This window comes from Kitasatospora sp. NPDC089509 (assembly GCF_044749365.1).
Taxonomy (GTDB): domain Bacteria; phylum Actinomycetota; class Actinomycetes; order Streptomycetales; family Streptomycetaceae; genus Kitasatospora.
This window is the reverse complement of record NZ_JBIVHS010000002.1, coordinates 401,355-426,907: the sequence shown is the minus strand read 5'-3', so window position 1 is coordinate 426,907 and position 25,553 is coordinate 401,355. Positions and strand designations below refer to the sequence as shown.

General features: G+C 73.9%; 23 protein-coding genes. 9 read left to right on the top strand and 14 right to left on the bottom strand.

Annotation, left to right across the window (positions count from 1 at the left end; translation table 11 throughout):
- Positions 1–89: 89 nt before the first annotated feature.
- On the bottom strand, positions 90–323 hold the full coding sequence (locus ACIP4P_RS05420) for a hypothetical protein (protein ID WP_400915012.1): 234 nt from the start codon (positions 321–323) through the stop codon (positions 90–92).
- 45 nt (positions 324–368) lie between these two features.
- Positions 369–869 (bottom strand): MarR family winged helix-turn-helix transcriptional regulator, encoded by a 501-nt coding sequence (locus ACIP4P_RS05415; protein ID WP_400915009.1) that lies wholly within the window; start codon positions 867–869, stop codon positions 369–371.
- A gap of 111 nt (positions 870–980) precedes the next feature.
- On the opposite strand from ACIP4P_RS05415, the gene ACIP4P_RS05410 reads away from it, so the two are divergent.
- The 3 genes from ACIP4P_RS05410 to ACIP4P_RS05400 all read left to right on the top strand — a co-directional run bounded on the left by ACIP4P_RS05410 (position 981) and on the right by ACIP4P_RS05400 (position 4,254).
- Positions 981–1,904 carry an EamA family transporter gene (locus ACIP4P_RS05410; RefSeq protein ID WP_400915006.1) on the top strand — a complete coding sequence of 308 codons (924 nt, stop codon included), beginning with the start codon at positions 981–983 and terminating at the stop codon, positions 1,902–1,904.
- Between the two features lie 61 nt (positions 1,905–1,965).
- Complete coding sequence (locus ACIP4P_RS05405) at positions 1,966–2,604, top strand: NAD(P)-dependent oxidoreductase (RefSeq protein ID WP_400915004.1); 639 nt, start codon at positions 1,966–1,968, stop codon at positions 2,602–2,604.
- 111 nt (positions 2,605–2,715) lie between these two features.
- Positions 2,716–4,254, top strand: coding sequence for an alpha/beta hydrolase (locus ACIP4P_RS05400; RefSeq protein WP_400915001.1), 1,539 nt, complete (start codon positions 2,716–2,718; stop codon positions 4,252–4,254).
- A gap of 12 nt (positions 4,255–4,266) precedes the next feature.
- Here the strand turns inward: ACIP4P_RS05400 and ACIP4P_RS05395 are convergent, their stop codons facing one another.
- Entirely contained in the window at positions 4,267–4,614 is a 348-nt protein-coding gene (locus tag ACIP4P_RS05395; protein ID WP_400914999.1) for a hypothetical protein, read from the bottom strand.
- 18 nt (positions 4,615–4,632) lie between these two features.
- A complete protein-coding gene (locus tag ACIP4P_RS05390) occupies positions 4,633–5,019 on the bottom strand; it encodes a hypothetical protein (RefSeq protein WP_400914997.1) in 387 nt (128 codons plus the stop codon).
- A 590-nt stretch (positions 5,020–5,609) separates the two neighbouring features.
- Between ACIP4P_RS05390 and ACIP4P_RS05385 the strand changes: the two genes are divergently transcribed.
- On the top strand, positions 5,610–7,055 hold the full coding sequence (locus ACIP4P_RS05385; RefSeq protein WP_400914994.1) for a lytic murein transglycosylase: 1,446 nt from the start codon (positions 5,610–5,612) through the stop codon (positions 7,053–7,055).
- Between the two features lie 88 nt (positions 7,056–7,143).
- Here ACIP4P_RS05385 and ACIP4P_RS05380 read toward each other — a convergent pair whose 3' ends face one another.
- Positions 7,144–7,791, bottom strand: coding sequence for a GbsR/MarR family transcriptional regulator (locus tag ACIP4P_RS05380; protein WP_400914992.1), 648 nt, complete (start codon positions 7,789–7,791; stop codon positions 7,144–7,146).
- A gap of 93 nt (positions 7,792–7,884) precedes the next feature.
- Here ACIP4P_RS05380 and ACIP4P_RS05375 point away from each other — a divergent pair, with 93 nt between their 5' ends.
- The 3 genes from ACIP4P_RS05375 to ACIP4P_RS05365 all read left to right on the top strand — a co-directional run bounded on the left by ACIP4P_RS05375 (position 7,885) and on the right by ACIP4P_RS05365 (position 12,811).
- On the top strand, positions 7,885–8,811 hold the full coding sequence (locus ACIP4P_RS05375; RefSeq protein ID WP_400914990.1) for an ABC transporter ATP-binding protein: 927 nt from the start codon (positions 7,885–7,887) through the stop codon (positions 8,809–8,811).
- Positions 8,808–10,460, top strand: a complete 1,653-nt coding sequence (locus ACIP4P_RS05370) for an ABC transporter permease (RefSeq protein WP_400914988.1) — start codon at positions 8,808–8,810, stop codon at positions 10,458–10,460. Before ACIP4P_RS05375 ends, ACIP4P_RS05370 begins: the two co-directional genes overlap by 4 nt.
- Before the next feature lie 140 nt (positions 10,461–10,600).
- Positions 10,601–12,811 carry a hypothetical protein gene (locus ACIP4P_RS05365; protein ID WP_400914986.1) on the top strand — a complete coding sequence of 737 codons (2,211 nt, stop codon included), beginning with the start codon at positions 10,601–10,603 and terminating at the stop codon, positions 12,809–12,811.
- A 16-nt stretch (positions 12,812–12,827) separates the two neighbouring features.
- Here the strand turns inward: ACIP4P_RS05365 and ACIP4P_RS05360 are convergent, their stop codons facing one another.
- Together ACIP4P_RS05360 and ACIP4P_RS05355 are read right to left on the bottom strand one after the other, a co-directional pair.
- Complete coding sequence (locus ACIP4P_RS05360; RefSeq protein WP_350514226.1) at positions 12,828–13,478, bottom strand: hypothetical protein; 651 nt, start codon at positions 13,476–13,478, stop codon at positions 12,828–12,830.
- Complete coding sequence (locus ACIP4P_RS05355; RefSeq protein ID WP_400914984.1) at positions 13,475–14,110, bottom strand: class I SAM-dependent methyltransferase; 636 nt, start codon at positions 14,108–14,110, stop codon at positions 13,475–13,477. The genes ACIP4P_RS05360 and ACIP4P_RS05355 overlap by 4 nt, the downstream gene beginning before the upstream one ends.
- Before the next feature lie 321 nt (positions 14,111–14,431).
- Here ACIP4P_RS05355 and ACIP4P_RS05350 point away from each other — a divergent pair, with 321 nt between their 5' ends.
- Positions 14,432–16,816 (top strand): glycosyl hydrolase family 18 protein, encoded by a 2,385-nt coding sequence (locus tag ACIP4P_RS05350; protein ID WP_400914982.1) that lies wholly within the window; start codon positions 14,432–14,434, stop codon positions 16,814–16,816.
- A gap of 67 nt (positions 16,817–16,883) precedes the next feature.
- On the opposite strand, the gene ACIP4P_RS05345 is transcribed toward ACIP4P_RS05350, so the two are convergent.
- The 6 genes from ACIP4P_RS05345 to ACIP4P_RS05320 all read right to left on the bottom strand — a co-directional run bounded on the left by ACIP4P_RS05345 (position 16,884) and on the right by ACIP4P_RS05320 (position 23,922).
- Positions 16,884–17,651, bottom strand: coding sequence for a hypothetical protein (locus tag ACIP4P_RS05345; protein WP_400914980.1), 768 nt, complete (start codon positions 17,649–17,651; stop codon positions 16,884–16,886).
- Positions 17,652–17,783: 132 nt separating this feature from the next.
- Positions 17,784–18,050 carry a hypothetical protein gene (locus ACIP4P_RS05340; protein ID WP_400914978.1) on the bottom strand — a complete coding sequence of 89 codons (267 nt, stop codon included), beginning with the start codon at positions 18,048–18,050 and terminating at the stop codon, positions 17,784–17,786.
- Positions 18,051–19,206: 1,156 nt separating this feature from the next.
- Complete coding sequence (locus ACIP4P_RS05335; protein WP_400914976.1) at positions 19,207–20,613, bottom strand: family 2B encapsulin nanocompartment shell protein; 1,407 nt, start codon at positions 20,611–20,613, stop codon at positions 19,207–19,209.
- Positions 20,614–21,130: 517 nt separating this feature from the next.
- Positions 21,131–21,640: a hypothetical protein gene (locus tag ACIP4P_RS05330; RefSeq protein WP_400914974.1), complete on the bottom strand. Its 510-nt coding sequence runs from the start codon at positions 21,638–21,640 to the stop codon at positions 21,131–21,133.
- Between the two features lie 192 nt (positions 21,641–21,832).
- On the bottom strand, positions 21,833–23,287 hold the full coding sequence (locus tag ACIP4P_RS05325) for a PLP-dependent aminotransferase family protein (RefSeq protein WP_400914972.1): 1,455 nt from the start codon (positions 23,285–23,287) through the stop codon (positions 21,833–21,835).
- Positions 23,288–23,367: 80 nt separating this feature from the next.
- Positions 23,368–23,922, bottom strand: a complete 555-nt coding sequence (locus ACIP4P_RS05320; RefSeq protein ID WP_350514218.1) for a universal stress protein — start codon at positions 23,920–23,922, stop codon at positions 23,368–23,370.
- Between the two features lie 477 nt (positions 23,923–24,399).
- On the opposite strand from ACIP4P_RS05320, the gene ACIP4P_RS05315 reads away from it, so the two are divergent.
- Positions 24,400–24,795 (top strand): transglycosylase family protein, encoded by a 396-nt coding sequence (locus ACIP4P_RS05315; RefSeq protein ID WP_400914971.1) that lies wholly within the window; start codon positions 24,400–24,402, stop codon positions 24,793–24,795.
- A gap of 135 nt (positions 24,796–24,930) precedes the next feature.
- On the opposite strand, the gene ACIP4P_RS05310 is transcribed toward ACIP4P_RS05315, so the two are convergent.
- A complete protein-coding gene (locus ACIP4P_RS05310) occupies positions 24,931–25,539 on the bottom strand; it encodes a TIGR03086 family metal-binding protein (protein WP_400914970.1) in 609 nt (202 codons plus the stop codon).
- Between the last annotated feature and the right edge of the window lie 14 nt (positions 25,540–25,553).

Here is a 25,553-nt window from a genome sequence, read left to right as displayed (position 1 = left end):
CCTCGCCTTCGGTGCAATGCTCCCGGAACGAACCCTCCGAGCGTGACGTCGAAATCGGCCATCTCACGTCAACTCCCTTGACGCGAAAGCTAGTTCGTATCAGAAGGCGCGACAGGGTCCGGCCGGGTCGGACGCTTCGGCAACAGCCCGAGTTCCGTCATCCGGTCCGCGATCACGTCCGTGCAGGCGCGGATGCCGGGCGGCGCCTCCGGGGAGGCGTCGCGGATCACCTTGATCGCGTGCACGTGCCGCCTGGCGGCGAGGTGTTCGTCCACCAGGCGCCGGGCTTCGGCGGGGAGCTCGTTCCAGATCGGGTCGTCCATGGCCGCCATCCAAGGGGAGGGCGGCCATGGCCGTCGAACGGTTATTCAGCCGGTGGTGTCGTCGCCGAGGTCGGCGAGCAGGGCGCGCAGGCCGTCGACGAGGGCAGCCTTCCGAGGCTCGTCGAGCCCGGCCAGCATGCGGTGCTCGCCGGCGACGTGGTCGGGCAGGGCGCGGTCGATCAGGGCGTGGCCCTCGGGGGTGAGCTCGACGTCGCGGCTGCGGCGATCCTGGTCGCTGCGGGTGCGGGTGACCAGGCCGCGGGCCTCCAGGCGGTCCAGGCGCTGGGTGATCGCGCCGGAGGTGACCATGGCGGACTGCATCAGGCCGGTGGGGGTGAGGCGGTAGGGCGGGCCGCTGCGTTTGAGGGTGGCCAGGACGTCGAAGGAGGGGGCGTCCAGGCCGTGCTCGGCGAAGGTGCGGTTGAGTTCGGCGTCCACCAGGCGGTACAGGCGCTTGAGCCGCCCGAACACCTCCATCGGGGAGACGTCCAGGTCGGGGCGCTCGGCGCCCCATTGCGCGACGACGCGGTCGAGATGATCTGCCACGGGTTCAGAGTAGGCGACACCCGCTGAATTCCTTAGCGGTGAGGTAACTGTGAGCCACGTCACCGCTGGAATCCGCTGAAGATTGCCTTAGCGCTGAGATACATTGTCTTAGTGCTAAGCAATCGTCTCGCCGTCGTGCTGCTGACGGCCGTCGCCCCCGCCGTCTGGGGGACGACCTACGCCGTCACCACCGAACTGCTCCCGCCCCACCGTCCGCTCCTCGCCGCCGTCATCCGCTGCCTGCCCGCCGGACTGCTGCTGATCGCCCTCACCCGCACCCTGCCCAAGGGCAGTTGGTGGTGGCGCGCGCTCGTCCTCGGCGCGCTCAACATCGGCGCCTTCCAGGCCCTGCTGTTCATCGCCGCCTACCGCCTGCCCGGCGGGATCGCCGCCACCGTCGGCGCCGTCCAGCCACTGGTCACCGCCGGCCTCTCGGCCGCACTGCTCGGCGACCGGCTCACCCTGCGCACCGTGCTGTCCGGCATCGCCGGCGTCGCGGGCGTCAGCCTGCTGGTGCTGCGCGCCGACGCCCGGCTGGACGCGATCGGGGTGGCCGCGGCGCTCGGCGGGGCCGTGGTGATGGCCTTCGGCGTGGTGCTCTCCAAGCGCTGGGCCTCCCCCGCGCCACTGCTCGCCACCACCGGCTGGCAGCTCACCGCCGGCGGACTGCTGCTGGTGCCGGTCACCCTGCTGAGCGAGGGCGCGCCGCCCACCCACTACACCGTCGACAACGTCCTCGGCTACGCCTACCTCTGCCTGATCGGCGCGGCCCTCACCTACGCGATCTGGTTCCGCGGGCTGCGCGCCCTGCCGCCGACCTCGCTGTCCTTCCTCTCCCTGCTCAGCCCGGTGGTCGCCACCCTGGTCGGCTGGCTGGCGCTCGGACAGGACCTCAGCCCGCTGCAGGCGCTCGGCGCGGTGGTGGTGCTCGGCTCGCTGGTCGTCGCCCAGATCCGACGACCCGGGCCGGCCCCGGCGGCGCCCGCTCCCGAGGCCTCCCCCGCCACCCCGGGCCAGGTGCGCGAGACCGCCTGACCCCGGACCGCCCCCACCGCAGTTCCGTTCGGAAGATCAAGAAATTCAAGGAGAAACGTTCATGCGCATCACCGTCTTCGGCGCCACCGGCAACGTCGGCCGAAGGGTCGTCGCCGAGGCGCTCGCCCGCGGCCACCGGGTCACCGCCGTCGTCCGCGACCCCGCCAAGCCGCACGACCTGCCGTCCACCGTCACCCTCGCCGTCGGCGACGCCGGCAACCCGGAGGACGTCGCCCGGATCACCGCCGGGCAGGACCTGGCGATCACCGCCACCCGCCCGGTGCCCGGCAGCGAGCACGAACTGGCCGCCACCACCCGGGGCCTGCTGGCCGGCCTGGCCGGCAGCGGCGTGCGCCTGCTGGCGGTCGGCGGCGCGGGCAGCCTGACCGTCCCGGGCACCGACGGCACGGTCCTGGTGGAGTCGCCCGGCTTCCCGGACGCGATCCGGCCGATCGCCCTGGCCTGCGGCGAACAGCTGGACCTCTACCGCGCGGACGAGCAGGTCGACTGGACGTACCTCAGCCCGGCCGCCCTGCTCGAACCCGGGGTGCGCACCGGCCGCTTCCGGCTCGGCCTCGACGAACTGCTGGTCGACGCCGACGGCAACTCGGCGATCTCGATGGAGGACCTCGCCGTCGCCCTGCTCGACGAGGCCGAGCGGCCCGTCCACCGGCGCGCCCGCTTCACCGCCGCCTACTGACGGCACCCGTGGTGCCGGCTGCCCCCCAACCCGGGGTGTAGCCAGCACCACCTCGAAGACGGTGTCCAGCGTCATCGCGCGTCAGGTGCCGGGTCGGCCAGGATCGTTCCCGTGAACACCACCGCATCCCGCGCCCGTCGCGCGGCCGCCGTCCTCGCCACCGCGGTCCTCGCCGGCCTCGCCCTGCCCGCCACGGCGAACGCCGACTCCGGCCGCAACCCCGGCGACGCCGAACGCGTGCCCGCCCGCTACGCCCGCCAGGCGCTCGACTGGCAGCCCTGCACGGACCGGCCGGCGCTCGACTGCGCCACCATGACGGTCCCGCGCGACTGGCACCACCCCGACGCCGGGGCAGACCTCTCCATCGCCGTCTCCCGGCACCGCGCCACCGACCCGGCGCACCGCAGGGGCACCCTGATGGAGACGGCCGGCGGCCCGGGCGCCCAGGGGCTGCTGCGCCCGCTGGACCTCGTCCAGGGCGCCCCCGCGGTGGCCGCCGCCTACGACATCGCCAGCTTCGACCAGCGCGGCGTCGGCCGCAGCACCCGGGTCCAGTGCCAGAGCCCGGCGGAGTTCCAGGAGTTCCTGGCCGGCGACTACCGCGACCGGTCGCCCGCGGCGATCGACCACACCATCGCCAACTCCCGCAAGTTGGTAGCCGGTTGCGTGGAGCACAGCGGAGACCTGCTGCCCTACCTGACCACCGAGCAGACCGTCCACGACATGGACCTCTACCGCTCGCTGCTCGGCGAGAAGCGGATCAGCTACTACGGCGCCTCCTACGCCACCATGATCGGCGCCTACTACGGCACGCTCTTCCCGCACCGGGTCGAGCGGATGGTGCTGGACAGCAACATCGGCTTCGAGGGCACCTGGGAGCAGTACGAGCTGGGCCAGCCGATGAGCTTCCAGCGCCGCTTCGAGCAGGACTTCCTGCCCTGGATGGCCGCCCGGGACTCCACCTACCACTGGGGCTCGACCCCCGAGCAGGTCGAGGCGCGCTGGGAGCAGCGGCGCACCGCGCTGCACGACCACCCCATCACCGACGGGTCGCTGACGCTCGGCCCGAACCAGCTGGACAACGGCACGATCAACGCGATCTACAGCGAGAAGGCCTTCCCGGTCCTGGCCGGCGCGCTGACCACCCTGGACGGCTGGCAGGGAGCCGACCCGACGGCCAGGCAGACGGCCCGCCAGGTGTTCGGCCAGTACCTCACCCCGGACTTCCTCGCCGAGTACTTCGCGGTGACGTGCGGCGACACCCCGTGGACCAGGTCCATGGACACCTGGATCCGGCGCGGAGCGGAGAACACCGCGCGCTACCCGCTGATCGGCGCCCGCACGCTCGCGTTCAGCTCGGTCTGCGCGGCCTGGCCGACGGCCCCGGCGCCCGAGGTGAAGGTCACCGGCGCCCACCTGCCGCCGGTGCTGATGCTCAACTCGCTGCACGACCCTGCCACGTACTACGAGGCGGCCCTCGGCGCCCACCGGGCGTTGCGCGGATCCAGGCTGGTGACGGTCACCGGAAACGGCAACCACGGCCAGTACCCGGGCTCCGACCCCTGCGTCACGGGCACCGTCGAACGCTATCTGCTGGACGGCCGGGTGCCCGGGCACGACCTCATCTGCCCGACACCCCAGGCCGGTTGAGCCACCGACCGGTCAATCCCGGGGCTTCGCGGCGAACTTGGTGCGCAGCCAGGCGGCGGCGACGGCCAGACCGGCGAATCCGCCCACGGCCAGCTTGATCCCGGCCTTGGCGACCAGCCAGCCGACGCCCGGCACGCCCCAGCCGAGCCAGTGGAACACCGCCAGCACCACCACGGAACCGCAGACGATCGCCAGCACGGTGGCGCCGACGGCGGCGGCCCGCGACAGTTCGCGGGGGCTGTCGTCGGCCTCGCCGGAGGCCGAACCGGCGCCGGCCGTCACCCCGTCGGGAGCACCCACGTCGTCGGAAGCGCCGTCCGAAGTCCCGCCGACCGTCTGGTTCGTGTCCCGATCACCCATGCGGGCGATGATACGGCCTCAGTGGCAGGAGTGATGGGTGTCTCCGAGGTGCTCCCCGGTCTCGTCGTCGGGGAAGCTGACGGCCATGGTGACGCGGTACTCGAAGAGGTCGTCCCGGTGCCCCGGCACCCGCGCCCAGGCGAGCGAGTGCACCTCGGCCTCCGGAGCCTGCCGGCACCAGGCGGCCGCCTCCTCCAGCGCGCGGGCGGCCGAACGCCCGGTGCACACCACGGCGGTGTAGGCGGCGACCGCGACGTCCCCGCCGGTGGTGCGGCCGCTGCGCGACACCGCCCGGACGGCGGCGGCGGCCTGGGTCAGGTCACGGGCCAGGTCGTCCACCACCCGAGGGGGAGCCGGCAGGACCACCGCCCCCTCGGCGACGGTCTCCGGCAGGTTGGCGCTCACGGTTGGGGCCTCCATCCACATGGTCACGCGGCACAGCATGCCGGACCGGCTTTCCTGGCATGCTCACTTTCACCTGAACGTCATCCGTCCAGGGCCGAGTTGGCGACGCCCCCTGGCGCCGCACCGCCCGTCCTGCTAGGGAAGGCCCGCTCCGGCGGCGGACATCCGGGCAGGTCAGCAGCGTGGGACGGAGGCGCCGCCGGGGAGCCCGAAGCACCGCCCACGCACCACCCCTGCGCTTCGAACCGCCCGTCCGGCCGCCGGGGCGCCCCGACGCCCGGTGTTGGGCTCCCGGCCAACTCCCGGACGCAGTAGGGGGGATGGGGATTCTCAGGAATCCTGAGCGGGCCCCGGGGTGACGGTCCGGACGCCGCCCCGGCCGTCGACACCCCCGCTGAGGTGCCGCGTTCACCCCTCGGGGGGCTCCGGGCCGCCTCCCGTCCACCCTGTCCCTGTCAGATCGTCGTGATACTAATCGTGACGGTGGCGGCCGCCCCCCGGGGTCCGAGAGGGCTCGCGAGCGGGCGGGCACGATGACGAAGGCTCAACCGTTCGGGGATGGTCCGGACGGCGACGGGGAGGGGCAGCAGATGGCGGCGAAGTTCGGCAGTGCCAACGGCGGACGGAAGGTCCGAATAGGCAAGCGGGTCACGGGGACGGCGGCAGCGCTCGCCGCGCTGGCCGCGCTGACCGGCTCCCAGGTGCCGGGCCTCGGGCTCGCCCAGGTCGCGGCCGCCGACGCCGGACCGGCCCAGGACGCCGCCGCGCAGGCCGCCGGTTCCTCCTCCGCACCGCTCGGCGGCGCCTCGACCGGCATCCCCGGCACCCCGGCCGACGGCGGCGGCACCGTCCCACTGCCCCAACCGCCCGGCGCCCAGACCGGTCTGCCCCCGGCGGGCCCCTTCGCTGCCACCGGCGCCTCGCTGCCCACCACCGTCTTCGCCGCCTACCGCCAGGCCGAGACCAGGCTCGCCCAGCGCTCGCCGGGCTGCCACCTGCCCTGGCAACTGCTGGCGGCGATCGGCCAGGTGGAGTCCGGCCAGGCCAACGGCGGCCAGGTGGACGCCTCCGGAAAGACCCTCACCCCGATCCTCGGCCCGGTGCTGGACGGCAGCCAGGGCTTCGCCGCGATCCCCGACACCGACGGCGGCCGCTACGACGGCGACTCCCGCTGGGACCGCGCGGTCGGCCCGATGCAGTTCATCCCGTCCACCTGGGCCGCCTGGGGCGTGGACGCCACCGGCAAGGGCTCCGCCGACCCGAACAACATCTTCGACGCGGCCGAGACCGCCGGGCGCTACCTGTGCGCGGACGGCCGGGACCTCTCCGTCCCGTCCCAGTTGGACCAGGCCGTCCTCAGCTACAACCACTCCACCGAGTACCTGCGCACGGTCCGCAACTGGATGGCGCACTACGGCAGCGGCCAGGTGTCCACCGTCGCGGACCGCCCCGGCGTCCCGACCCTGCCGGGCTCCTCGCCCTCGCCCTTCCTCCGGCCGTCCAACCCGACGGGCGGCACGGGCGGCACGGGTGGCACCCCGAGCGGCAACGGCGGCACGGGCACCGGTCCGACGCCGAGCGTCCAGCCGACCGAGCCTGCGGTGACCCCGACCCCGACCGCGCAGCCGACCGACACGCCGACGCCCACCCCGACGCCGACGTCCTCCGGTTCGCCCTCGCCCTCCGCGAGCCCGACGGCCAAGCCGTCCACCACCCCGACGCCCACGGGCAGCCCGTCCCCGACGGCCACCCCCACCGACACCCCGTCCGGCACCCCGACCTCCTGCCCGAGCCCGACGGCGACCGCGACGCCCGGCGGCACCGCCTCGCCCTCGCCCTCCGCCAGCCCGACGGCCACGGCGTCCGGCACCCCGACCGGCGCGCCCGGCGGCAGCCCGTCCGCCACCCCGACGGACCCCGCCTGCCCCACGCCCACCCCGAGCGGGTCGCCCTCGCCCTCCGCCGACCCGACGGCCACGGCCGGCACGCCCAGCGCCTCGCTGTCGCCCTCCCCCTCGGCGACCGTCAAGAAGTAGCCGACACCGGACGGCACCGCGAACGGCGGTGGGACGGACCGAGGGTCCGTCCCACCGCCGTTCGCGTTCCATCGGGGCGACACCCCCGCTATCCCGTCGTCGTCGCCCGGTGCGCGCGCCAGCGGCCGAGCATCCCGTGCAGTTCGCCGATCATGAACTCGAAGAAGGCCGCGCTCTCCGCCAGCCGTTCGGCCGCCACCGTGCCGACGCCGACGGCCGTCTCGCCCTCCTTCAGCACCCGGATCCAGCGCAGCAGTATCTCGTCGCGCCTGGTCAGCGACTCGAACCAGACGTCGTTGAGCACCCGGTAGCGGTCCCGCCGCGAGCCGGGCTCGCGCTCCTTGGCGACCAGTCCGACCTGGATCAGGTAGCGCATCGCGCCGGAGACGGCGGCCGGGCTGATCTGCAGCCGTTCCGAGAGCTCGGCGGAGGTCAGCACCCCGCTCTCCTCGGCCATCAGGCAGGAGAAGATCCGGGCCGGCATCCGGCCCATGCCCGCGACCACCAGCTCGGCCGCGAACCGCTCGACGAAGTCCGACATGGCCTGCTCGCGCCCGTGCCACGCCACCTTCTCCGACGCCCGGTCGGCAGACCCGTCGGCGGCCTGGTCGGCAGACCCGTCGGCGGCCTGGTCGGCAGCCCCGTCAGCAGCCCGGTCGGCGGACTTCCCGGCGGGCTTCCCCGGCGCCCCCTTCGCCGCCTTCCGCGGCGCCTTCTCCGGCGTCTGCTTCACCACTGACCTCGCCCCTTTCCGGTGATCATCCCTCGCTCGAACTTTAACGCCTTCCCAATCTTCACGTTTTTCTGAAACTACGGTAGCTTCAGAAGCATGACCAAGGCCATCATCCTGTCCGGTCTGCGCAAGACCTTCGGCCGGACCACCGCGTTGGACGGCCTCGACCTCACCGTCGAGACCGGCGAGGTGCACGGCTTCCTCGGCCCCAACGGAGCCGGGAAGTCCACCACCCTCAGGGTCCTCCTCGGTCTGCTGCGCGCGGACGGCGGCAGCGCCCGGATGCTCGGCAAGGACCCGTGGCGGGACGCCGTCGAGCTGCACCGCCGGCTCGCCTACGTCCCCGGGGACGTCGAACTGTGGCCCAACCTCACCGGCGGCCAGGCCATCGACCTGCTCTCCCGGCTGCGCGGCCGGCTCGACCGGCGCCGCCGCGACGAGCTGATCGAGCGCTTCGACCTCGACCCGACCAAGAAGGGCCGCAGCTACTCCAAGGGCAACCGGCAGAAGGTCGCCATCGTCGCCGCCCTCGCCTCCGACGCCGAGCTCCTGCTGCTGGACGAGCCGACCTCGGGCCTGGACCCGCTGATGGAGGTGGTGTTCCAGGACGTGGTCCGGCAGGTCAAGGAACAGGGCCGGACCGTCCTGCTCTCCAGCCACATCCTGGACGAGGTGGAGAAACTGGGCGACCGGGTCAGCATCATCCGGCAGGGCCGGGTGGTGCAGAGCGGCACCCTCGGCGAGCTGCGCCACCTCACCCGCACCACCGTCGAGGCGGAGACCGACCGCCCGGTCGACGGGCTGGACGCGCTCACCGGCGTGCACGGCCTGCGGACCGACGGCCGGCGGGTCCGCTTCGCCGTGGACGGCGCCCGACTCGACGCCGTGGTGCGGAAGCTGAGCGAGGCCGGACTGCGCACCCTGGTCAGCCACCCGCCCACGCTGGAGGAGCTGATGCTGCGCCACTACGGCGACGAGCTGGCCGCCAACAGGCACCACGTGGATCCCGAGGCCGTCAAATGACCACCACCACCGCATCCACCGCCCGGCCCGCGGCGCCGGGCCGCACCGGCGGGCGGGCCGCCCTGGCCGGCACCGCCGCCCTGCTGCGCTTCGCACTGCGCCGCGACCGGGTCCGGCTGGCGGTCTGGGTGTACGGCCTCGCGCTGCTCACCCTGGCCACCGCCAACAGCGTCCACACCGTCTACCCGACCGCCGCCGACCGCGCCTCGATCGCGCGCGGCTCGGGCAGTCCGGCCGTGCTCGCCATGACCGGCCCGGCGCACTACCTGGCCGACTACACCTGGGGCGCGATGCTCGGCCACCGGCTGCTCGGCCTGCTGGTCGTGCTGGCCGGGCTGATGAGCGTGCTGACCGTCACCCGGCACACCCGCGCCGAGGAGGAGAGCGGCCGGGCCGAACTGGTCCGCTCGGCCGCCGTCGGTCGGCATGCCCAGCTCGCCGCCGCGCTGGGCGCCGCCGCGGTCGCCGACCTCGCGCTCGGCCTGCTGCTCACCATCGGCCTGCCCGCCCTGCGCATCCCCGGCCTGGGCGCCGGCGGCGCACTGCTCTACGGCGCCGCGACGGCCGTCGGCGGGCTGCTGTTCGGCGCGGTGGCCGCCGTCACCGTCCAGATCACCGCGCACACCCGGACGGCCTCCGGGCTGGCCGGTGCCGTGCTCGGCGCCGCCTACGCGCTGCGCGCCACCGGGGACGCGGCCGGGTCCGGGCTCTCCTGGGTCTCGCCGATCGGCTGGCTGCAGCGCAGCTACCCCTTCGTCGACGACCGGTGGTGGCCGCTGCTGCCCACCCTGGCGCTGGCCGCCGGGACCGCCACGGCCGGGTTCGCGCTGAGCACCCGTCGCGACTTCGGCGCCGGGCTGCGCGCCGCCCGCCCCGGTCCGGCCACCGGCGGTCCGGCCCTGGGCAGCCCGCTCGGCCTGGCGCTGCGGCTGCACCGCGGCCTGCTCGGCGGCTTCGCGGTCGCCCTGCTGCTGCTCGGCGCGATGTACGGCTCGCTGCTGGGCGACGCCGACTCGATGCTCAAGGACGTCGACCAGATCAAGGAGGCGCTCGCCCGGCTCGGCGGCCACACCCTCGCCGACTCCTTCGCCGCGCTGACCATGCTGGTCGTGGCGGTGGTCGGCGGCGTCTACGCGGTGCTGGCGACGCTGCGCCCGCAGGCCGAGGAGAGCGCCGGACGGGCCGCGCCGGTGCTGGCCACCGGGGTGTCCCGGTCCGGCTGGCTGGGCGGGCACCTGGCGGCGGCCCTGCTGGGCTCCACCGCCGTGATGCTGGCGGCCGGCGTGGGCTTCGGCCTGGCCGGGGCGCTGTCCACCGGTGACGCGGGCGTGTTCCTGCGGCTGACCGGGGCGGCGCTGGCCTTCGCGCCTGCGCTCTGGGTGACGGTCGGTTTCGCCGCGGCCGTCTACGGCTGGCTGCCCCGGGCGCTGCCGCTGGCCTGGCTGGTCCCCGCGTACGCGTTCGTGCTCGGGTACCTGGGGCCGCTGCTGAAGCTCCCCTCCGGCCTGGACCGGCTCTCCCCCTTCGGCCAGGTGCCCCGACTGCCGGCGGCCCCGATGGACTGGACGCCGCTCGCGGTGCTCACCCTGGTCGCGGCCGCGCTGATCGCCCTGGCCCTGGCCGGGTTCCGGCGCCGGGACGTCGACTAGGGGCTGTCCGGCGGTGCTCCGCGCACTGAGGGATCCACCGGTCGGATGTCTGACGTAGCCGTGGTCGGGGACCGAACGGGTCGACGACGCACCGTCTAGGGTCGCCTCGGAGCCGCTCCGACCCACGCTGGGGGACCACCATGCCCGAACAGCACGACGGAACACCGCCCGCCACCGCCGCCGCCCGCCCGGGCCGTCGCCGGCTGCTCCGGGCCGGCCTCGGCGCGGGCGGCGCGCTCGCCGCCGGCCGACTGCTCCCCGGCGGCCGGGCCTGGGCCGCCGGAACGCCCGCACCCGGGCCGGCCCCCACGGCCACCGGCACCCGGGCCGCCCGCACCGCCCGCACCGCCCACCCCGCCACCGCGCAGACCTGGCCCGACTGGGCCCGCTACGCCCGGATCGCCGACGGCACCTTCAACGAACCCGCCGACATGCAGGGCTACATCGACACCCTCAAGGCGCAGAACGTCAGCGTCATCGAACTCGACACCCTGCTCTCCAACTGGCTCACCGACGCCGAGTTCGCCGCCCACATGGCCGACGTGAAGACCTTCACCGGCCTCGCCCACGCGGCCGGCCTCAAGGTCGTCATGTACTACCCCTCGCTCGAACTGATCTCCCCCGGCGGGGAGAAGGGCCGCTCCTTCTACAAGAACGACCAGGGCGGCAGCTGGGTCCAGCGCGACCTCACCGGCAAGCCCAACGTGTTCTACGGCAGCGTGGTGGTCTGGGTCGACCCGGGCGACGAGAGCGTCTGGCTCAGCCCCAACTCGCCCTGGCGGGACTACTACCTGCGGCGGATCAAGGGCGTGGCCGCGACCGGGGTGGACGGCATCTGGCCGGACGTGCCGATCTACTTCGACGGCGTGCTCACCTGGTGCGACGCCTCCAGCTGGGGCGCGGCCGCGTTCAGGGCCGACACCGGCCTGGCGCTGCCGACCGCCGCCGACTGGACCGACCCGGTCTTCCGCCGCTACGTCGAGTGGCGCCACCACAACCTGCTCGGCTTCCAGCTCGACATCGCCGCCGCCGGACGCTCCGTCAACCCCGACCTGGTCACCTTCGTCGAGACGGTCTCGATGGACTACCGCTACGCCACCGGCATCGGCCTGGACGGCGGCTACCTGCGGACGGCCGAGGGCGCGGTCTCCCAGGTCTGGGAGGTGGACATCCTCGGCAACTACGACGGCATGCGGCACGCCACCGCCACCGACTGGACCTGCCTGATCTCGATGTACAAGTACGCCCGCGCCGCCAGCGGCGCCAAGCCCGCCTGGGCGTTCTCCTACGGCTGGCAGGCCGACGACGCCTCGCTGGTGCTGTCCCAGCTGATCGCCACCGGCTGCAACCCGTACGAGGTGAAGACCCCGTTCAAGAACGACACCGTGGACGGGGCGATGCGCGCCCGGATGTACCGCTTCGTCCAGGTCAACCAGCAGAAGCTCTACGACCCGGCCCCCGCCGCCCGGGTCGGCGTCTACCACTCCTCGCCGTCCCGGGACTACGTCTCCCCCGGCGAGGGCAACGGGATGTACGCCAACGCCACGGCCCCGGCCGGGATCGCCGACTGGTGGGGCGGCGACGACCCGCAGATGAGCTGCACCGCGCTGCCCTGGCTCGGCGAGTTCCGCGGCACCGTCAAGGCGCTGGTGTACGCCCACGTGCCCTTCGACACCGTGCCCAGCCCCGGACTGAGCGCCGCCGACCTGGCCCGCTTCGCGGTCCTGCTGCTGCCCAACCTCCAGGCGGTCTCGGACGCCGAGGCCGCCGTGCTGCGCGGCTTCGTCGCGGGCGGCGGGACGATCGTCATCACCGGCCCGGCCCCCACCGCCCTGGACGAACTGGGCGGCCGGCGCAGCGAGTTCGCCCTCGCCGACGTCCTCGGCCTGCGCCTGGCCGACCCGCTGCCGACCAGCAGCCGGAACACCTACGGCAACGGCACCTGCTGGTACGTCCGGGCACTGCCGGGGCTCAGCTACCTGAGCAGCACCGACCAGGCCTCGGCCGACCAACTGCTCGCCCCGGTACGGCAGTCGGCGCCGCCGACGGTCACCCTGGCCGGGGACCGCCGGATCTTCCTGGACGCCCGGCAACTCGGCGGCGACACCGTCGTCCACCTGGTGAACTTCACCAACTTCGACGACACCCCGACCGACTTCCGCACCACCCCCGCCGACTGCACGCTCTCCTACGCCCTCCCGGCCGGGGCGGCCGTCAGCGCCGTGACCGTCGCCAGCCCGGACGGCACCGACCCGGCCCCGCGGCCCGTCCCGTACACCGTCACCGGCGGGACGGTCAGCGTGCCGCTGACCGTCGTCCAGTACTCCGTGGTGACGGTCACCGTCGGCTAGGGCCGGCCGGTCCGGATCAGGCGTCGCCTTCCAGCAGGTGCTGGCGCACCTCCTGGAAGGCCCACGCCCCGCCGGCCGGGCGGGAGAACACCCAGACCAGGTCGAAACGGTCCGGCCAACTGCTCGGCGCCCCGCTCCCGGCGGCGCCGAGCGCCTCGACGATCCGCGGGATCCGGGAGTGCTCCCAGCAGATCAGCACCGGCTGCGCCCCGGTGAGTGCGGCGCCGGCCAGTTCGGACTCCTGGGACTCGGCGTACGTGGTGTCCACGGTCAGCCCGAGCGCCGCGCCCAGCGGGGTGACGGTCTGCCGCATCCGGTGCGCCCCGGCCATCGGGCCCTGGTCGGTGGCGGCGTAGATCCGGGCGGGGGTGCGCAGTCCGGCCGCGGGCGGGCTGAACAGGGTGGGCAGGGCCTTGGCCCGGTCCCAGCCGCGCTGGGTGAGGGACTTGCCGTCGTGCTTGCCGTTCTCGTCCAGTCCGGGCTGATCGCCGGTGGGCTTCTCGCCGTGCCGGACGATCATCACGAAGGCCGCGCCACCCGGGTCGCTCGCCCGGGCCGCCGGGGCGTCGGTCTTGTTCTTCTTCTTGCCCGAGGAACAGCCCGTCAGCGCCAACGGGGCGGCCAGCATCCCGGTGAGCAGCAGGCGTCGGGTGGGTCGGACGGTCACTCGGCGCCCCGCTCCAGCCTGACCAGGGCGTCGATCGCGACGCCGGTCAGGGCGTTGCGGTGCCCGGGTTCGTCGCCGACCGTCCGGTGGACGCGTTCGGCCCGCACGGTGCGCAGGTGGTGGTCGGCGAGGTCGGCGAGGACGTCCTCGGGGGTGAACAGCACGGCCGGGTCCTGCGGGCCGCCGACACCGTCGGTCAGGTTGCTGAGATCGTGCCCGATCACCAGCAGGGTGCCGCCGGGGGCGAGGGCCTCGGCGGCGCGGCGCAGGGCCGCCCGGCGGTCCTGGGCCGGGAGTTGGAGGTAGGCAACCAGGACGAGGTCGTAGCCGGCGGCGGGGAGGTCGAAGGCGCGGGCGTCGCCGTGCCGCCAGGTGAGGCGGTCGGCGACCTCGTCGGGCAGTTCGGCGGTGAGCCGTTCGGCGCGTTCCAGGGCGACGGCGGAGAAGTCGAGACCGGTGACCTCCCAGCCCCGGGCGGCCAGCCAGATGGCGTTGCGGCCCTCGCCGGCGGCGAGGTCGAGGGCGTGGCCGGGGGCGTGCCCGGTCAGTTCGTCGACGACCCAGCGGTTGGGCGCGGCACCCCACACCAAATCGCTCGCGGCGTAGCGGTCGTCCCAGCCCTGACTGTCCATGCGCTCCTCCGTTCGGCGGGCCTGTTCCGTCCTGGTCAACCTACCGGTCCACCGCCGTTCCCGGCCCGGGGTGGTCCAGGAGGTGGACAGCGCGGACCGGCACCCTTGACGGCGAATATTGGTCCAGTCCAATCTGTTCAGTCGTGACGCGCACGGAGCACCCGGCCGGTCGTGTCCACGCACGGCTCCCGTCCACACCCGTCAACACCCGTCAGCACCGTTCGACCCGCCCGCGCGCCCCCACCGCGCCCGGGCCGGCTCCCCACGGCCCGTCCGGGCCACGCACCGCCGGAACCCCCACACATCCGGAGGACACCCCGCATGCACGACCGCGTCCTGCCCGCACGGCCCGAGCCCGCCGAGGGGCCCGCCGCCCGCCGGGCCACCCGGCGCAGACGGGCCACCGCACTGGCCCTGGCCGCCACGCTGACCACCAGCGGCGCCGCCCTCGCCCTCACCTTCGGCTCCGCCTCCGCCTCCCCCGTCAACCTGCTGGCCAACGGCGACTTCGAGACCGGCACCCTGGCCGGCTGGAGCTGCAGCAACGGCTCGGTCGTCACCACCCCGGTGCACGGCGGGAGTTACGCGCTCAGCGGCGCCGCCTCGGGCTCCGACACCGCGCAGTGCCAGCAGACCGTCGCCGTCCAGCCGAACACCACCTACACCCTGTCCGGTTGGGTGCAGGGCAGCTACGTCTACCTGGGCGCCACCGGGACCGGTGTCAACGCCTCCAGCTGGACGCCCGGCGGGACCGGCTGGAACCAGCTGAGCAGCACCTTCACCACCGGCGCCGGCACCAGCTCGGTCACCGTCTTCACCCACGGCTGGTACGGCACCGGCACCTACTACGCGGACGACCTCAGCCTGACCGGGCCGGGCGGACCGACCTCCTCGGGCAGCCCGACGGCCTCGGGCAGCCCCACCGCCTCCACCAGCCCGACGGCCTCGGGCAGCCCGACCGCCACCGGCTCCCCCAGCGGCAGCCCGACCGGTTCCCCCAGCGGCAGTCCCAGCGGCAGCCCCACGGGTTCCCCCACCGGCAGCCCGACGGGCAGCCCGACCGGCAGCCCGACCGCCACCGCGAGCGGCCCGGCCGGGGACGGCCAGGTCACCACCCCGACCGGCGTCACGGTCAGCAAGGTCACCTCCGGCGCCGTCGTGCTCAACTGGCAGCCCTCCACCCTGAACAGCGGGGACGGCCCGGTCGCCTACAAGGTGTGGTCCAACGGCCAGCTGGTCGCCACCTCGATGGGCACCTCGGTCGCGGTCAGCTCGCTGCTGCCCGGCCAGGGCTACACCTTCAGCGTCCAGGGCTACTCCGGCGGCCACGCCTCCGCCCAGTCCGCCCCGGTGAGCACCACCACCGCCGCCGCGCCCGCCCGACAGCCGGTCCGCGCGGCCTACTTCGACCAGTGGGGGATCTACGAGAACGCGTACTACCCGAAGAACGTCGACACCAGCGGCGCCGCGAACAAGCTGGACGTCGTCCACTACGCCTTCGCCAACATCGACCCCTCCAGGTTCACCTGCTTCCAGACGGTGAAGGCCTCGGACTCGGCCAACGACTCCGACCCCAACGCCGGTGACGGCGCGGGCGACGCGTACGCCGACTACCAGGACGGCTACACCTCCTCGAACAGCGTGGACGGCAGCACCGACGGCTGGGACCAGCCGCTCAAGGGCAACTTCAACCAGCTGCGCCAGCTCAAGGCCAAGTACCCGAACCTGCGCTTCACCATCTCGATCGGCGGCTGGACGTACTCCAAGTACTTCTCGGACGCGGCCGCCACCGACGCCTCCCGGAAGGCCTTCGTCTCCTCCTGCGTCGACATGTTCCTCAAGGGGAACCTGCCGACCGGCGTGGCCGGTGACGCCTCCGGCGGTCCGGCCTCGGCGGCGGGCATCTTCGACGGCATCGACATCGACTGGGAGTACCCGGGCTCGGCGGGCGGCCACACCGGCAACCACTACTCCCCCGCCGACAAGCAGAACTACACCCTGCTGCTCAAGGAGTTCCGCACCCAGCTGGACGCGCTGGGCGCCGCCCAGGGCAAGCGCTACCTGCTGAGCGCCGCGCTGCCCAGCGGCCAGGACAAGATCGCCCAGCTGGAGACCGACAAGATCGGCGCCTACCTGGACTACGCCGACGTGATGTCCTACGACATGCACGGCTCCTGGGACGCCAAGGGCCCGACCAACCACCAGGACCCGCTGCACGACAGCCCGGCCGACCCGACCACGCCGATCGCGCCCGGCACCCGCAAGTACAACGTGGACACCACGCTCGCCGCGTACACCACCGGTCTGCCCGAGTACGGCATCCCCGGCGGCTTCCCGGCGAGCAAGATCGTGCTCGGCATCCCGTTCTACTGGCGCGGCTGGACGGGCGTCCCGGCCGGCTCGAACTACGGCCTGTACCAGAGCGCGACCGGTCCCACGGCCGCCAAGCCGCTCAGCCAGGAGGCCGGGCTGGCCGCCTGGAAGGAGCTCAACCCGACCGCCGCGCAGACCCATTGGGACCCGGTGACGCAGAGCAGCTGGGTCTACGACGGCACCGACTTCTGGACCGGCGACACCCCGCAGGCCGTCCAGGCGCGCGGGTCCTACGCCAAGGACAAGGGGCTGGGCGGCCTGTTCGCCTTCTCCCTGGAGAACGACGACGCCGCCGGCACCATGCTCAACTCGATGGACGGCAGCCTGCACTGACGGATCGTCAAATACGTGCGCCGGTGGCCCCGTTCGGGGCCACCGGCGCCATCCGTTCCACGGTCGCTCAGCTCTTGAGGTTGAGCGAGGGGAAGAGATCGGTGAACGGTTGGGTGGTGACCGAGACGCTCCGGGCGAACGGATCGTCGAAGTCCCAGATCATGAACAGCAGGAAGGCGATCAGCAGGCTGAAGCAGGCCGCCAGGATCAACTCCCTCGGCGTGCACCGGATCTGCAGCGCGAACAGCATGCCGAGGGTCACCACCGCCCCGCCGATCAGTCCGAACCACACCACGCCCGGCATGGTCGGCCCGGCGTTCTGGCCGCGCTGGTTGCGGGCGTCGGAGGCCTGGCTGATCCGGTCGGTCATCGGCTGGTAGGCCTGGGACTCCAGGTCGGAGGCCGGCGGCCGACTGACCACCTCGTTCTGGATCTTGTCCAGCAACTCGGTGCCCTTGTCGGTGATCTCACCGTGCTTGCCCATGTAGTCCCACTCGACGTTCACCACGTAGGTGACGTAGGCGTCGACATCGGCCCGGACCTGGTCGCGGAACTCGGCCGGGTAGACCACGGCCCGGTCGCTCACCTCCCGCAGCGACTGGGCCTCGCGGAACAGGTCGTCCTGGGCGGCACCGCGCGCCTCCCAGACACCCGCGATGGCGAGACCGAGGACGATCGCGTAGACCACGCCGATCATCATCGTGATGTACTCGATGACGTCGGGCGTCTCGTCGACGTTCTCCTCGACGCCGGCCCGGCGCCTCAGCACCACCACCGCCAGCACGACGGCGCACGCGGCCAACAGCGCGATGATCAGCATCACCCACTCGGACATGGGAACTCCCTTCTCTGGCTTGGCTTGTGACGTGACAGGGGAAGCCCGTGGCTCGACCGGAGCGTCGAGCCCGGGAATCGTCGGAACGTGCGGGCCCGCGGGGGCCCAGGGCCCGTCGGGACCCGGAGGCCGTCAGGACCCGGAACGACCGCGGCCTCGTCCGCCGCCGCGACCCGGGCGCAGCGCGGCCGCCGCCAGAACGCCGGGGACCATGATCAGCAGCAGCGTGGTGGTCGTCGAACCGCCGTGGTGGTGCTGCGCGACGGGCACCGGCTTGGTGGCATGGACCTTGAACACCGGCTGCGGCGCGGGGGTCGGCCAGAGCGGGCTCGGCCGGGCCGGGCTCGGCAGCACCGGACTGGGCGCCACCACGGCGGGGGCCGTGGGCGCGTCGGGCACCGCCGGGACCGGCACCACGGCGGGCGGCGGGGCCTGCGCGACCGGGGCCGCCGGTGCGGCGGGTGCCGGAGCGGCGGGCGCTGCCGGGGCCGGGGCGGCCGGCGCGGGGGCCGGGGCTGGCGGCGGAGGTGCCTGCGGCGGCGCCGGGGGTGACGCGGGTGGACTGGGCGCCGGGGTCGGGCTGGGGGGCGCCACGGTCGGGGATGGCGTGGGGGTGGGCGTGGGGCTCGGACTCGGACTGTGCGTAGGCGTTGGCGTCGGGGTGGGCGTGGGCGTCGGCGTGGGCGTCGGGGTGGGCGTCGGCGTGGGGCTGTGCGTAGGCGTCGGAGTGGGCGTGGGCGTAGGTGTCGGGGTGGGTGTGGGAGTCGGCGTGGGAGTGGGGCTCGGGCAGGGGTGCGGGTGGTGGTGATGGTGGTGGTGGTGATGATGGTGGTGGTGCCCGCCGTGCTCCTCGTCCGGCCACCCCTCCTCCGGCCGGAGCCCGGCCGTGGCCGAGCCCGAGGGCGCCGCCGGCAGTGGCACCGCCGCGTCCCGGTGGTGGCACGGGTGGTGGTGCTCGTGCGGGGGCCTGGGCCCGTGGTGGCGGCCGATGTCGGGGGCGACGGTCACGCCGACCTGGACGTCCACGTCCACCCCGACGTCCACGTTCCCGCCCGGGCCGACCGTGGTCGACACGTCGGCATCGGTGCACACACAGGTGTCGACGGCCGTGCCGTGCGGCTGTCCGCCGGGGTGCTCGGCACCGGAGGCGGTGGCGCCACCGACCAGGGCGCACATCGCCACCACACCGACCGCCGCGCCGATCAGCCGCACCCGCCGTCCGGGGGCCGCGCCCCCGCCGCCGTGCCGCGGTATCCGTCGGATTTGCCGGCGCTGCGGCATGGGCTCCACACACCTCTCGGGTCGCCTGGGGAGAGCGGACGGGACTCGGGCTGATCCGTCGATGGAAAGGGGCAACAGCGGTCGGGACCGGATCAGGACCGATCGGGTACGACCGTGTGCGTGCAGACGTGATCAGGCGGACGGCCCACCTGCGGGGGCGGGCCGTCCGTCATCAGGTGAAACGATCTTCGCGCCGCCCGGTTACGGCCTGCGCGTGTTGTTCTGCGGGCTCACGTACCGCACGCCACGGGCTCAAGTCCCGCGCGCTGCGGGCTCAGTGGCGGCGGTGCGCGATCTCGACGTTCTCCAGCACGCCGACCGCGTCCGGCACCAGGATCGCGCAGGAGTAGTAGGCGCTGACCAGGTAGGAGATGATCGCCTTCTCGTCGATCCCCATGAAGCGGACCGAGAGCGAGGGCTGGTACTCGTCCGGCAGCCCGGTCTGGTGCAGGCCGATCACGCCCTGGTTGTCCTCACCGGTACGGATCACCAGGATCGAGCTGGTGTTCTCCTTGGTGATCGGGATCTTGCTGCACGGCAGGATCGGGACGCCGCGCCAGGCCGGCACCTGCTGGCCGCCGAGGTCGACGTGCTGCGGGTAGATGCCCCGGGCGTTGAACTCGCGGCCCATCGCGGCGATGGCCTTGGGGTGGGCCAGCAGGTAGTCGGGGTCACGGCGGCGGTTGAGCAGCTCGTCCAGGTCGTCCGGGGTGGGCGGGCCGGAGTGGGTCTGGATCCGCTGGTCGAAGTCGGCGTTGTGGAGCAGGCCGAACTCCGGGTTGTTGATCATCTCGTGCTCCTGGCGCTCGCGCAGGGCCTCGATGGTCAACCGGAGCTGGTGCTCGGTCTGGTTCATCGGCTGGTTGTACAGGTCGGCGACACGGGTGTGGATCTTGAGCACGGTCTGCGCGACGCTCAGCTCGTACTCACGCGGCTTGAGCTCGTAGTCCACGAAGGCGCCGGGCAGCTCGTACTCGCCGTGGTGGCCCGCCGACATGGCGATCTCGGCCTCACCGCGCTCGTTCTGCGCCTGCAGCGGCAGGGTCAGGAACTCCTCCAGGTGCGCCTGGAGGCTGGGGGCGTTCTCCCGGATGCGGGCGAAGTCGGCCCGGCTCAGGGTGAGGGCGACGCCGGAGGTGGCGGTCTTCGCGGTGAACTCCCAGACGGCGTCCGGGTTCAGCAGCGCGTCGTCGCCGAAGCGGTCGCCGTCACCGGCCACGCCGACCACGGTCTCGTCGCCGTACTTGCCGGTGCCGATCTTGTTGATCTTGCCGTGGGCGATCAGGAAGATCCGGTCGGCCGCCTCGCCCGTGGTGGTGAGCACCTCGCCGGGGCCGAAGTCGCGCTGCTGGCAGCGGTCGGCGAGGGCGGTGAGCACCTCCTCGTCCTCGTAGCCGCGCAGCAGGGCGAGTTCGCCCAGCTCCTGCGGGATGACGCGGACCTGGGAGCCGGTCTTGATGAACTCCACCACGCCGTTGCCGACGGTGTAGGTGAGCCGGCGGTTCACCCGGTACGCGCCACCGTGGGCCTCGACCCACGGGAGCACCTTGAGCAGCCAGCGGGAGGTGATCTCCTGCATCTGCGGGGCGGACTTGGTGGTGGTGGCAAGATTGCGGGCAGCTGCCGTCGCAAGGCTCTGCTGCCGGTCCTGCTGTGTCTCCGGGCTCGTGTCCACGGGCATCGGCAGGGTCTCCATTCGTGTGGTCGGATCGCGCGGACAGGGCCGTTCCGCTCCGCCCTGGGCGCGAGCCGCGACGGATCATCAGATCCGCGAACTGGTGGGGAAGTTGGCGAGTTTCGAGAACCGACCGCCATCGCCCGGCGGCCCATCCGGAACCCTAGATCACCAGAACCCGACCGAGGCCGTACGGCGGCCGACTACCCCCCGATAGGGTGAATCTCCGCCCATCCGCCCCCGCGCGCGCCATCGCACCTGAACATCCGTTCGCGCCCGCCGAGCCGCCCCCGACGGCCTCCCCGACCCGTCGGCGGAACCACCGCCCCGGCCCGCCCTCGCGTCAACCCGCCGCACCGTCCAGCCGCCCCAGCCGTCCCAGCCGCGCGGCCGCCGCCCCGACCGTCCCGGGACGCGGACATGCGAAAAGGCCCGTCAGGTGCCGGTACGGGGGTGGCCGGCACCTGACGGGTGCATGGGGGGCGGAGGCGGCCGGGGCCGCGCCGCGGGCGGGGTCGGCGGGTCAGCAGGCCACCTGGGGGCCGGCGATGCCGAGGATGCCGGAGTTGCTGGCCAGGCCGCCCTTGTACTCGTAGTACAGGTACGAGTACAGGTCGATCCGGACGTCGGGGCCGCAGGCGGAGTCGGGGGCCACGGTGTAGGTGACCGTGAAGCTGCTGCCGGCGCCGGGGGCGAGCGGGACGTCGTACCGGGCGATGCCGCCGTGCACGTTGTCGCTGCAGCCGTTGGTCTGGGTGCCGCAGGCGGTGGCGCTGAACTTGAGCCCCTGCTGCTGGCTGGTCCGGTAGCTCGGCTGGACGCTCTGGTAGACGAACTGGATGGGGGTGTCGTACGGGTTGGTGAGCGTCAGGGTCAGCGTGAACTCACCGCCCCGGCCGGTCGTCTGACGGTCGGAGACCGCCGTCAGGGGCAGCTGGCCGTCGGCCCGGGCGGGTGCCGCCGACAGCAGCAGGCCGGCGGCGAGGGCCGGGCACACGGCGAGCGCGGCCCGGCTCAGATGTGTTCTGCGCATGACCATGGAGCCTAGGGGTCGGCGCCGCCGGGGCTACCGGGCTCGGGCCCGAGCCGTACCGACACACGAGCGGCGGGCGGACGCCGGTGACCGATCGACCGCGTTCCGCGTCCGGCGGAACCTCCGCTGCCCTATCCTTCGCCCCCACGCGCGGCCGGACCCGCGGCCCGGGCGACCGGACCCGCACCCCGCTCAGGCCGGCGGCGGCAGGATGTCGCACAGCGCCCGGATCGCCGCCGGGTAGCCGTGGTCCGGCGGCGTCGCGTAGCCGACCACCAGTCCGTCGACGGCGGGCATCGCCTCCGCGGTGATCGCCGGATGGCGGTAGTCCGCGAGGCCCTCCACGGCCAGCCCCCGGTAGACGGCGGCCTTGAGCACGGAGCGTTCGGTGCCCGGGGCCAGCCGCAGCACGGCGTGCAGGCCGGCCGCGATGCCGGACACCCCGATCTGCGGGGCGTGCTCGGCCAGCGCGGCCACCAGCTGGTCCCGGCGGTCCCGGTAGCGGCGGCGCATCCGGCGCACGTGCCGGTCGTAGCCACCGGAGTCGACGAACTCGGCCAGGGTCAGCTGGTCCAGGGCACTGGCCCAGCCCTCGCGTTCGCCCTTGGCCGCGAGCACCCGGTCGACCAGGTGCTCCGGCAGCACCAGCCAGCCCAGGCGCAGCGCCGGACTGAGGCTCTTGCTGGCGCTGCCGAGGTAGACGACCCGGTCGGGGTCCAGCCCCTGGACGGCGCCGACCGGCTGGCGGTCGTAGCGGAACTCCCCGTCGTAGTCGTCCTCCAGGACGAGTCCGCCGTGCCCGCGCGCCCAGTCGATCACGGCGGCGCGGCGCCCGGCGTGCAGCGGGCCGCCGGTCGGGAACTGGTGGGCGGGCGTGAGCAGGACCGTGCGCAGCTCCGGGTGGCGCGCCAACTCCTCGACCCGGGCGCCCTGTTCGTCGATCGGCAGCGGGACGGTCCGGACCCCGGCGGCGGCCAGCAGGCCGCGGTGGAAGCCCAGTCCGTAGGCCTCCACGGCCAGCGGCCCGCGCTCGGCGGGCGGCAGGACGGGCGCGGCGCCGTCGAAGAGCAGCCGCAGCCCGTGGGCGAAGCCGGAGCAGATCACGATCCGGTCGGGGTCGGTGCGCACCCCGCGGGCCCGGGCGAGGTAGTCGGCGAGGACGGTGCGCAACTCGCGCCGGCCCTGGGGGTCGCCGGGCCCGAAGGCCTCGTTGGGGGCGGCGGTCAGGGCCCGGCGGGCGGCGGCCAGCCAGGCGGTGCGGGGGAAGGAGGAGGCGTCGGGCTGGCCCTGGCGCAGGTCGTGCGCGGGTCCAGGCCGGGGCGCGGGGCGGCGGGCCCGGGCGGGCGGGACGGGTGCGGCGCGTTCGGCGACGGTGGTGCCGGAGCCCTGGCGGGCGGTGAGCCAGCCCTCGGCGACGAGTTCGGCGTAGGCCTCGGCGGCCGTGTTGCGGGCCAGGCCGAGGTCGGCGGCCAGGGTCCGGTACGGCGGCAGTCGGGTGCCGGGGGCCAGCCGGCCGCTGCGGATCGCCTCGCGCAGGGCGGCCATCAGCGCGGCGCGGCGGCCGCCGGTGGCGGGCAGGTCGAGGTGGAGGTCGTTGCCGGTCGGGTGGGGCGGCTCGGCGGGGTGCGCGCCCGGCGGTTCCGTCATGGTCACGCACCCTACCCGCCGCTCCGGCGCCGCCCGGCGGGCGGGCCCCGGGCCCCTCACCGCCGCCGGGCCGACGTGCCCTACGGGACCACGGTGACCGGCCAGCGGCCCGCCTTGACCAGCCGGACCGCGACCGATCCGATCACCTTGTGCCCGGCCTGTTCGGAGACACCGACCACCACGGCGTCGGCCCGCAGCTCGTCGGCGAGCTTGGCGAGGCCGGTGTAGGGGTCGCCGCGCATGGTGAGGAAGCGCCATTCCACCCGCCAGACCTCGCGCACCCGCTCCTGGGCCTCGCGCAGCGCGGCCAGCAGCTCGTCGGCGATCTCCTGGGTGGTCTCCTCCACCGCGGCCCCGGCCAGCGCGGTCGCGGCGCCGAGTATCGGCTGGACGTAGGCCACGGCCAGCACGGCGCCCTGTCGGCGGGCGAGGCCGGCGGCGTAGGCGGTGGCGCGCCAGGAGGAGTCGGAGCCGTCCAGTCCCGCCAGGACCACCTTGGGTCCGTCCGTCCCCAGTTCGAAGCCGGTCGGGGCGACGGCCGTCCCGTGGTCCCCGTCCCCTTGGTGCCACCCGGCCTGCGGGCGGCCCGCGTCGTCGACGGCCCCTGCGTCCGTCGCATCGCTCTCGTTGCTCATGGGCCGAAGGCTATGCCCGCCACCGGGGGTGGTGGCAGCGGGCACTCCGGGTGACGGCTGTGGCGCGGGCCACCCGGGCGGGTGCGCGGGGCCGTCGTTCCGGCACCCGGGGTCGGGTGGACCGTCACGCGCTGTCGACGGTGTGCCCGGCCTCACAGCGCCTCCGGGGTGACGGGGGCCACTTCCCAGGGTGGTTTGATCTTGGAAAGAGGTGGAAATCAGGCGAAATCACCTTATTTTCGTGATCGCTACCTGCGGTAACAGGCCTCTGACGTGCACCGACCTGGGAATCCTTGAAACCGCCACGACCTCCCCCGTACCTTCGAACCCGTTGCACCGAGCGACTCCGCTCCGGCCGGGCCACACCGCCCCCGGACCGGAACGGTGCCTGACCACGCGAGCCACGCGTCCACGAAACCGACGGCCCTCCGAGGGCCTGGTTCCGCACGCTCGCAGACCCCCTCCGAAAGGAACCGCATGACCTTCCGTAACGAGACCGCCGCTGCCACCACCACTGCCACCCCGAAGCGCCGCAACCGCGTCCGGATGGCTCTGATGGCCGGGGCGGTCACCGCCCTCCCGGTGGCCGGCCTCGTGACGGCCACCAGCGCCTCGGCCGCCCCGGCCACCGTCTGGGACAAGGTCGCCCAGTGCGAGGCCACCGGCAACTGGGCCGTGAACTCCGGCAACGGCTTCTACGGCGGCCTGCAGTTCACCTCCAGCACCTGGGCCGCCTTCGGCGGCACCGCCTTCGCCCCGCAGGCGCACCAGGCCTCCAAGGCCCAGCAGATCGCGATCGGCGAGAAGGTCCTCGCCGCGCAGGGCCCCGGCGCCTGGCCGATCTGCTCCGTCAAGGCCGGCCTGGGCAAGTAAGCCCCGCCGCACGCACGCACGAAGCCGCCGCACCCCGAGGGTGCGGCGGCTTCGTCGCGTCACCGGCCGCCCGACACCGCCCGGATGCGGCTCAGGTACTGCCCAGGTACTGCCCAGGTACTGCTCAGGTACTGCTCAGGCGGCGACCGTACGGCCCAGATGGGCCAGCAGCCGCAGGTGCACCGGGGCGTCCTCGGGGACCAGGGCCTCCGGGCCGAAGACGCCGGGGACCCGGTACGGCTCGACGCCCAGCTCCCGGATCGCGGCCAGCAGGCCCGCCAGCAGCTCGGGGTCCAGCAGGTTCTCCTGTCCGGTCGCCACCGCCAGGTCGGCGCCGTGCACCGCCAGCTCGGCCAGGTGCACGGTGGCGGCGAACTCCCCCGGCAGCTCACCGATCGCGACGGTGAGGGTGCGGTCGAGCGCCCCCGGCCGGCGCCAGGCCGCCAGGTCGGCCGCCGCCGCGGCCCGGTAGGCGGCCACCGGGTCGTCGCCCAACCAGTCGCCCCCGGGCGCCTTGCCGGGGTCGGTGCCGGTCAACTGGCCGACGTAACGGCCGATCCCGCCCACCAGGTGGTTCACCAGGGCGGTGACGTCCCACTCCGCGCAGGGGGTGGGCAGCTTCCACTGCTCCGCCCCGATGCCCGCGATCACGACTCCGGTCGTGGCGGCGGCGCGCTCGATCTGCTCGACGACGGGGTGGCGCGGCATGGCGGCGATCTCCGTTTCCTTCTGACGGTCGGTCATGTCGCCGATGATGA

Bases quoted from the DNA above. Each gene is read 5' to 3' on its own strand.
- ACIP4P_RS05395 (WP_400914999.1), bottom strand. From the start codon at position 4,614: ATGGGTGATCGGGACACGAACCAGACGGTCGGCGGGACTTCGGACGGC.
- ACIP4P_RS05365 (WP_400914986.1), top strand. From the start codon at position 10,601: ATGCCCGAACAGCACGACGGAACACCGCCCGCCACCGCCGCCGCCCGC.
- ACIP4P_RS05350 (WP_400914982.1), top strand. From the start codon at position 14,432: ATGCACGACCGCGTCCTGCCCGCACGGCCCGAGCCCGCCGAGGGGCCC.
- ACIP4P_RS05375 (WP_400914990.1), top strand. From the start codon at position 7,885: ATGACCAAGGCCATCATCCTGTCCGGTCTGCGCAAGACCTTCGGCCGG.
- ACIP4P_RS05320 (WP_350514218.1), bottom strand. From the start codon at position 23,922: ATGAGCAACGAGAGCGATGCGACGGACGCAGGGGCCGTCGACGACGCG.
- ACIP4P_RS05405 (WP_400915004.1), top strand. From the start codon at position 1,966: ATGCGCATCACCGTCTTCGGCGCCACCGGCAACGTCGGCCGAAGGGTC.
- ACIP4P_RS05355 (WP_400914984.1), bottom strand. From the start codon at position 14,110: ATGGACAGTCAGGGCTGGGACGACCGCTACGCCGCGAGCGATTTGGTG.
- ACIP4P_RS05335 (WP_400914976.1), bottom strand. From the start codon at position 20,613: ATGCCCGTGGACACGAGCCCGGAGACACAGCAGGACCGGCAGCAGAGC.
- ACIP4P_RS05420 (WP_400915012.1), bottom strand. From the start codon at position 323: ATGGACGACCCGATCTGGAACGAGCTCCCCGCCGAAGCCCGGCGCCTG.
- ACIP4P_RS05325 (WP_400914972.1), bottom strand. From the start codon at position 23,287: ATGACGGAACCGCCGGGCGCGCACCCCGCCGAGCCGCCCCACCCGACC.
- ACIP4P_RS05385 (WP_400914994.1), top strand. From the start codon at position 5,610: ATGGCGGCGAAGTTCGGCAGTGCCAACGGCGGACGGAAGGTCCGAATA.
- ACIP4P_RS05345 (WP_400914980.1), bottom strand. From the start codon at position 17,651: ATGTCCGAGTGGGTGATGCTGATCATCGCGCTGTTGGCCGCGTGCGCC.
- ACIP4P_RS05315 (WP_400914971.1), top strand. From the start codon at position 24,400: ATGACCTTCCGTAACGAGACCGCCGCTGCCACCACCACTGCCACCCCG.
- ACIP4P_RS05310 (WP_400914970.1), bottom strand. From the start codon at position 25,539: ATGACCGACCGTCAGAAGGAAACGGAGATCGCCGCCATGCCGCGCCAC.
- ACIP4P_RS05370 (WP_400914988.1), top strand. From the start codon at position 8,808: ATGACCACCACCACCGCATCCACCGCCCGGCCCGCGGCGCCGGGCCGC.
- ACIP4P_RS05330 (WP_400914974.1), bottom strand. From the start codon at position 21,640: ATGCGCAGAACACATCTGAGCCGGGCCGCGCTCGCCGTGTGCCCGGCC.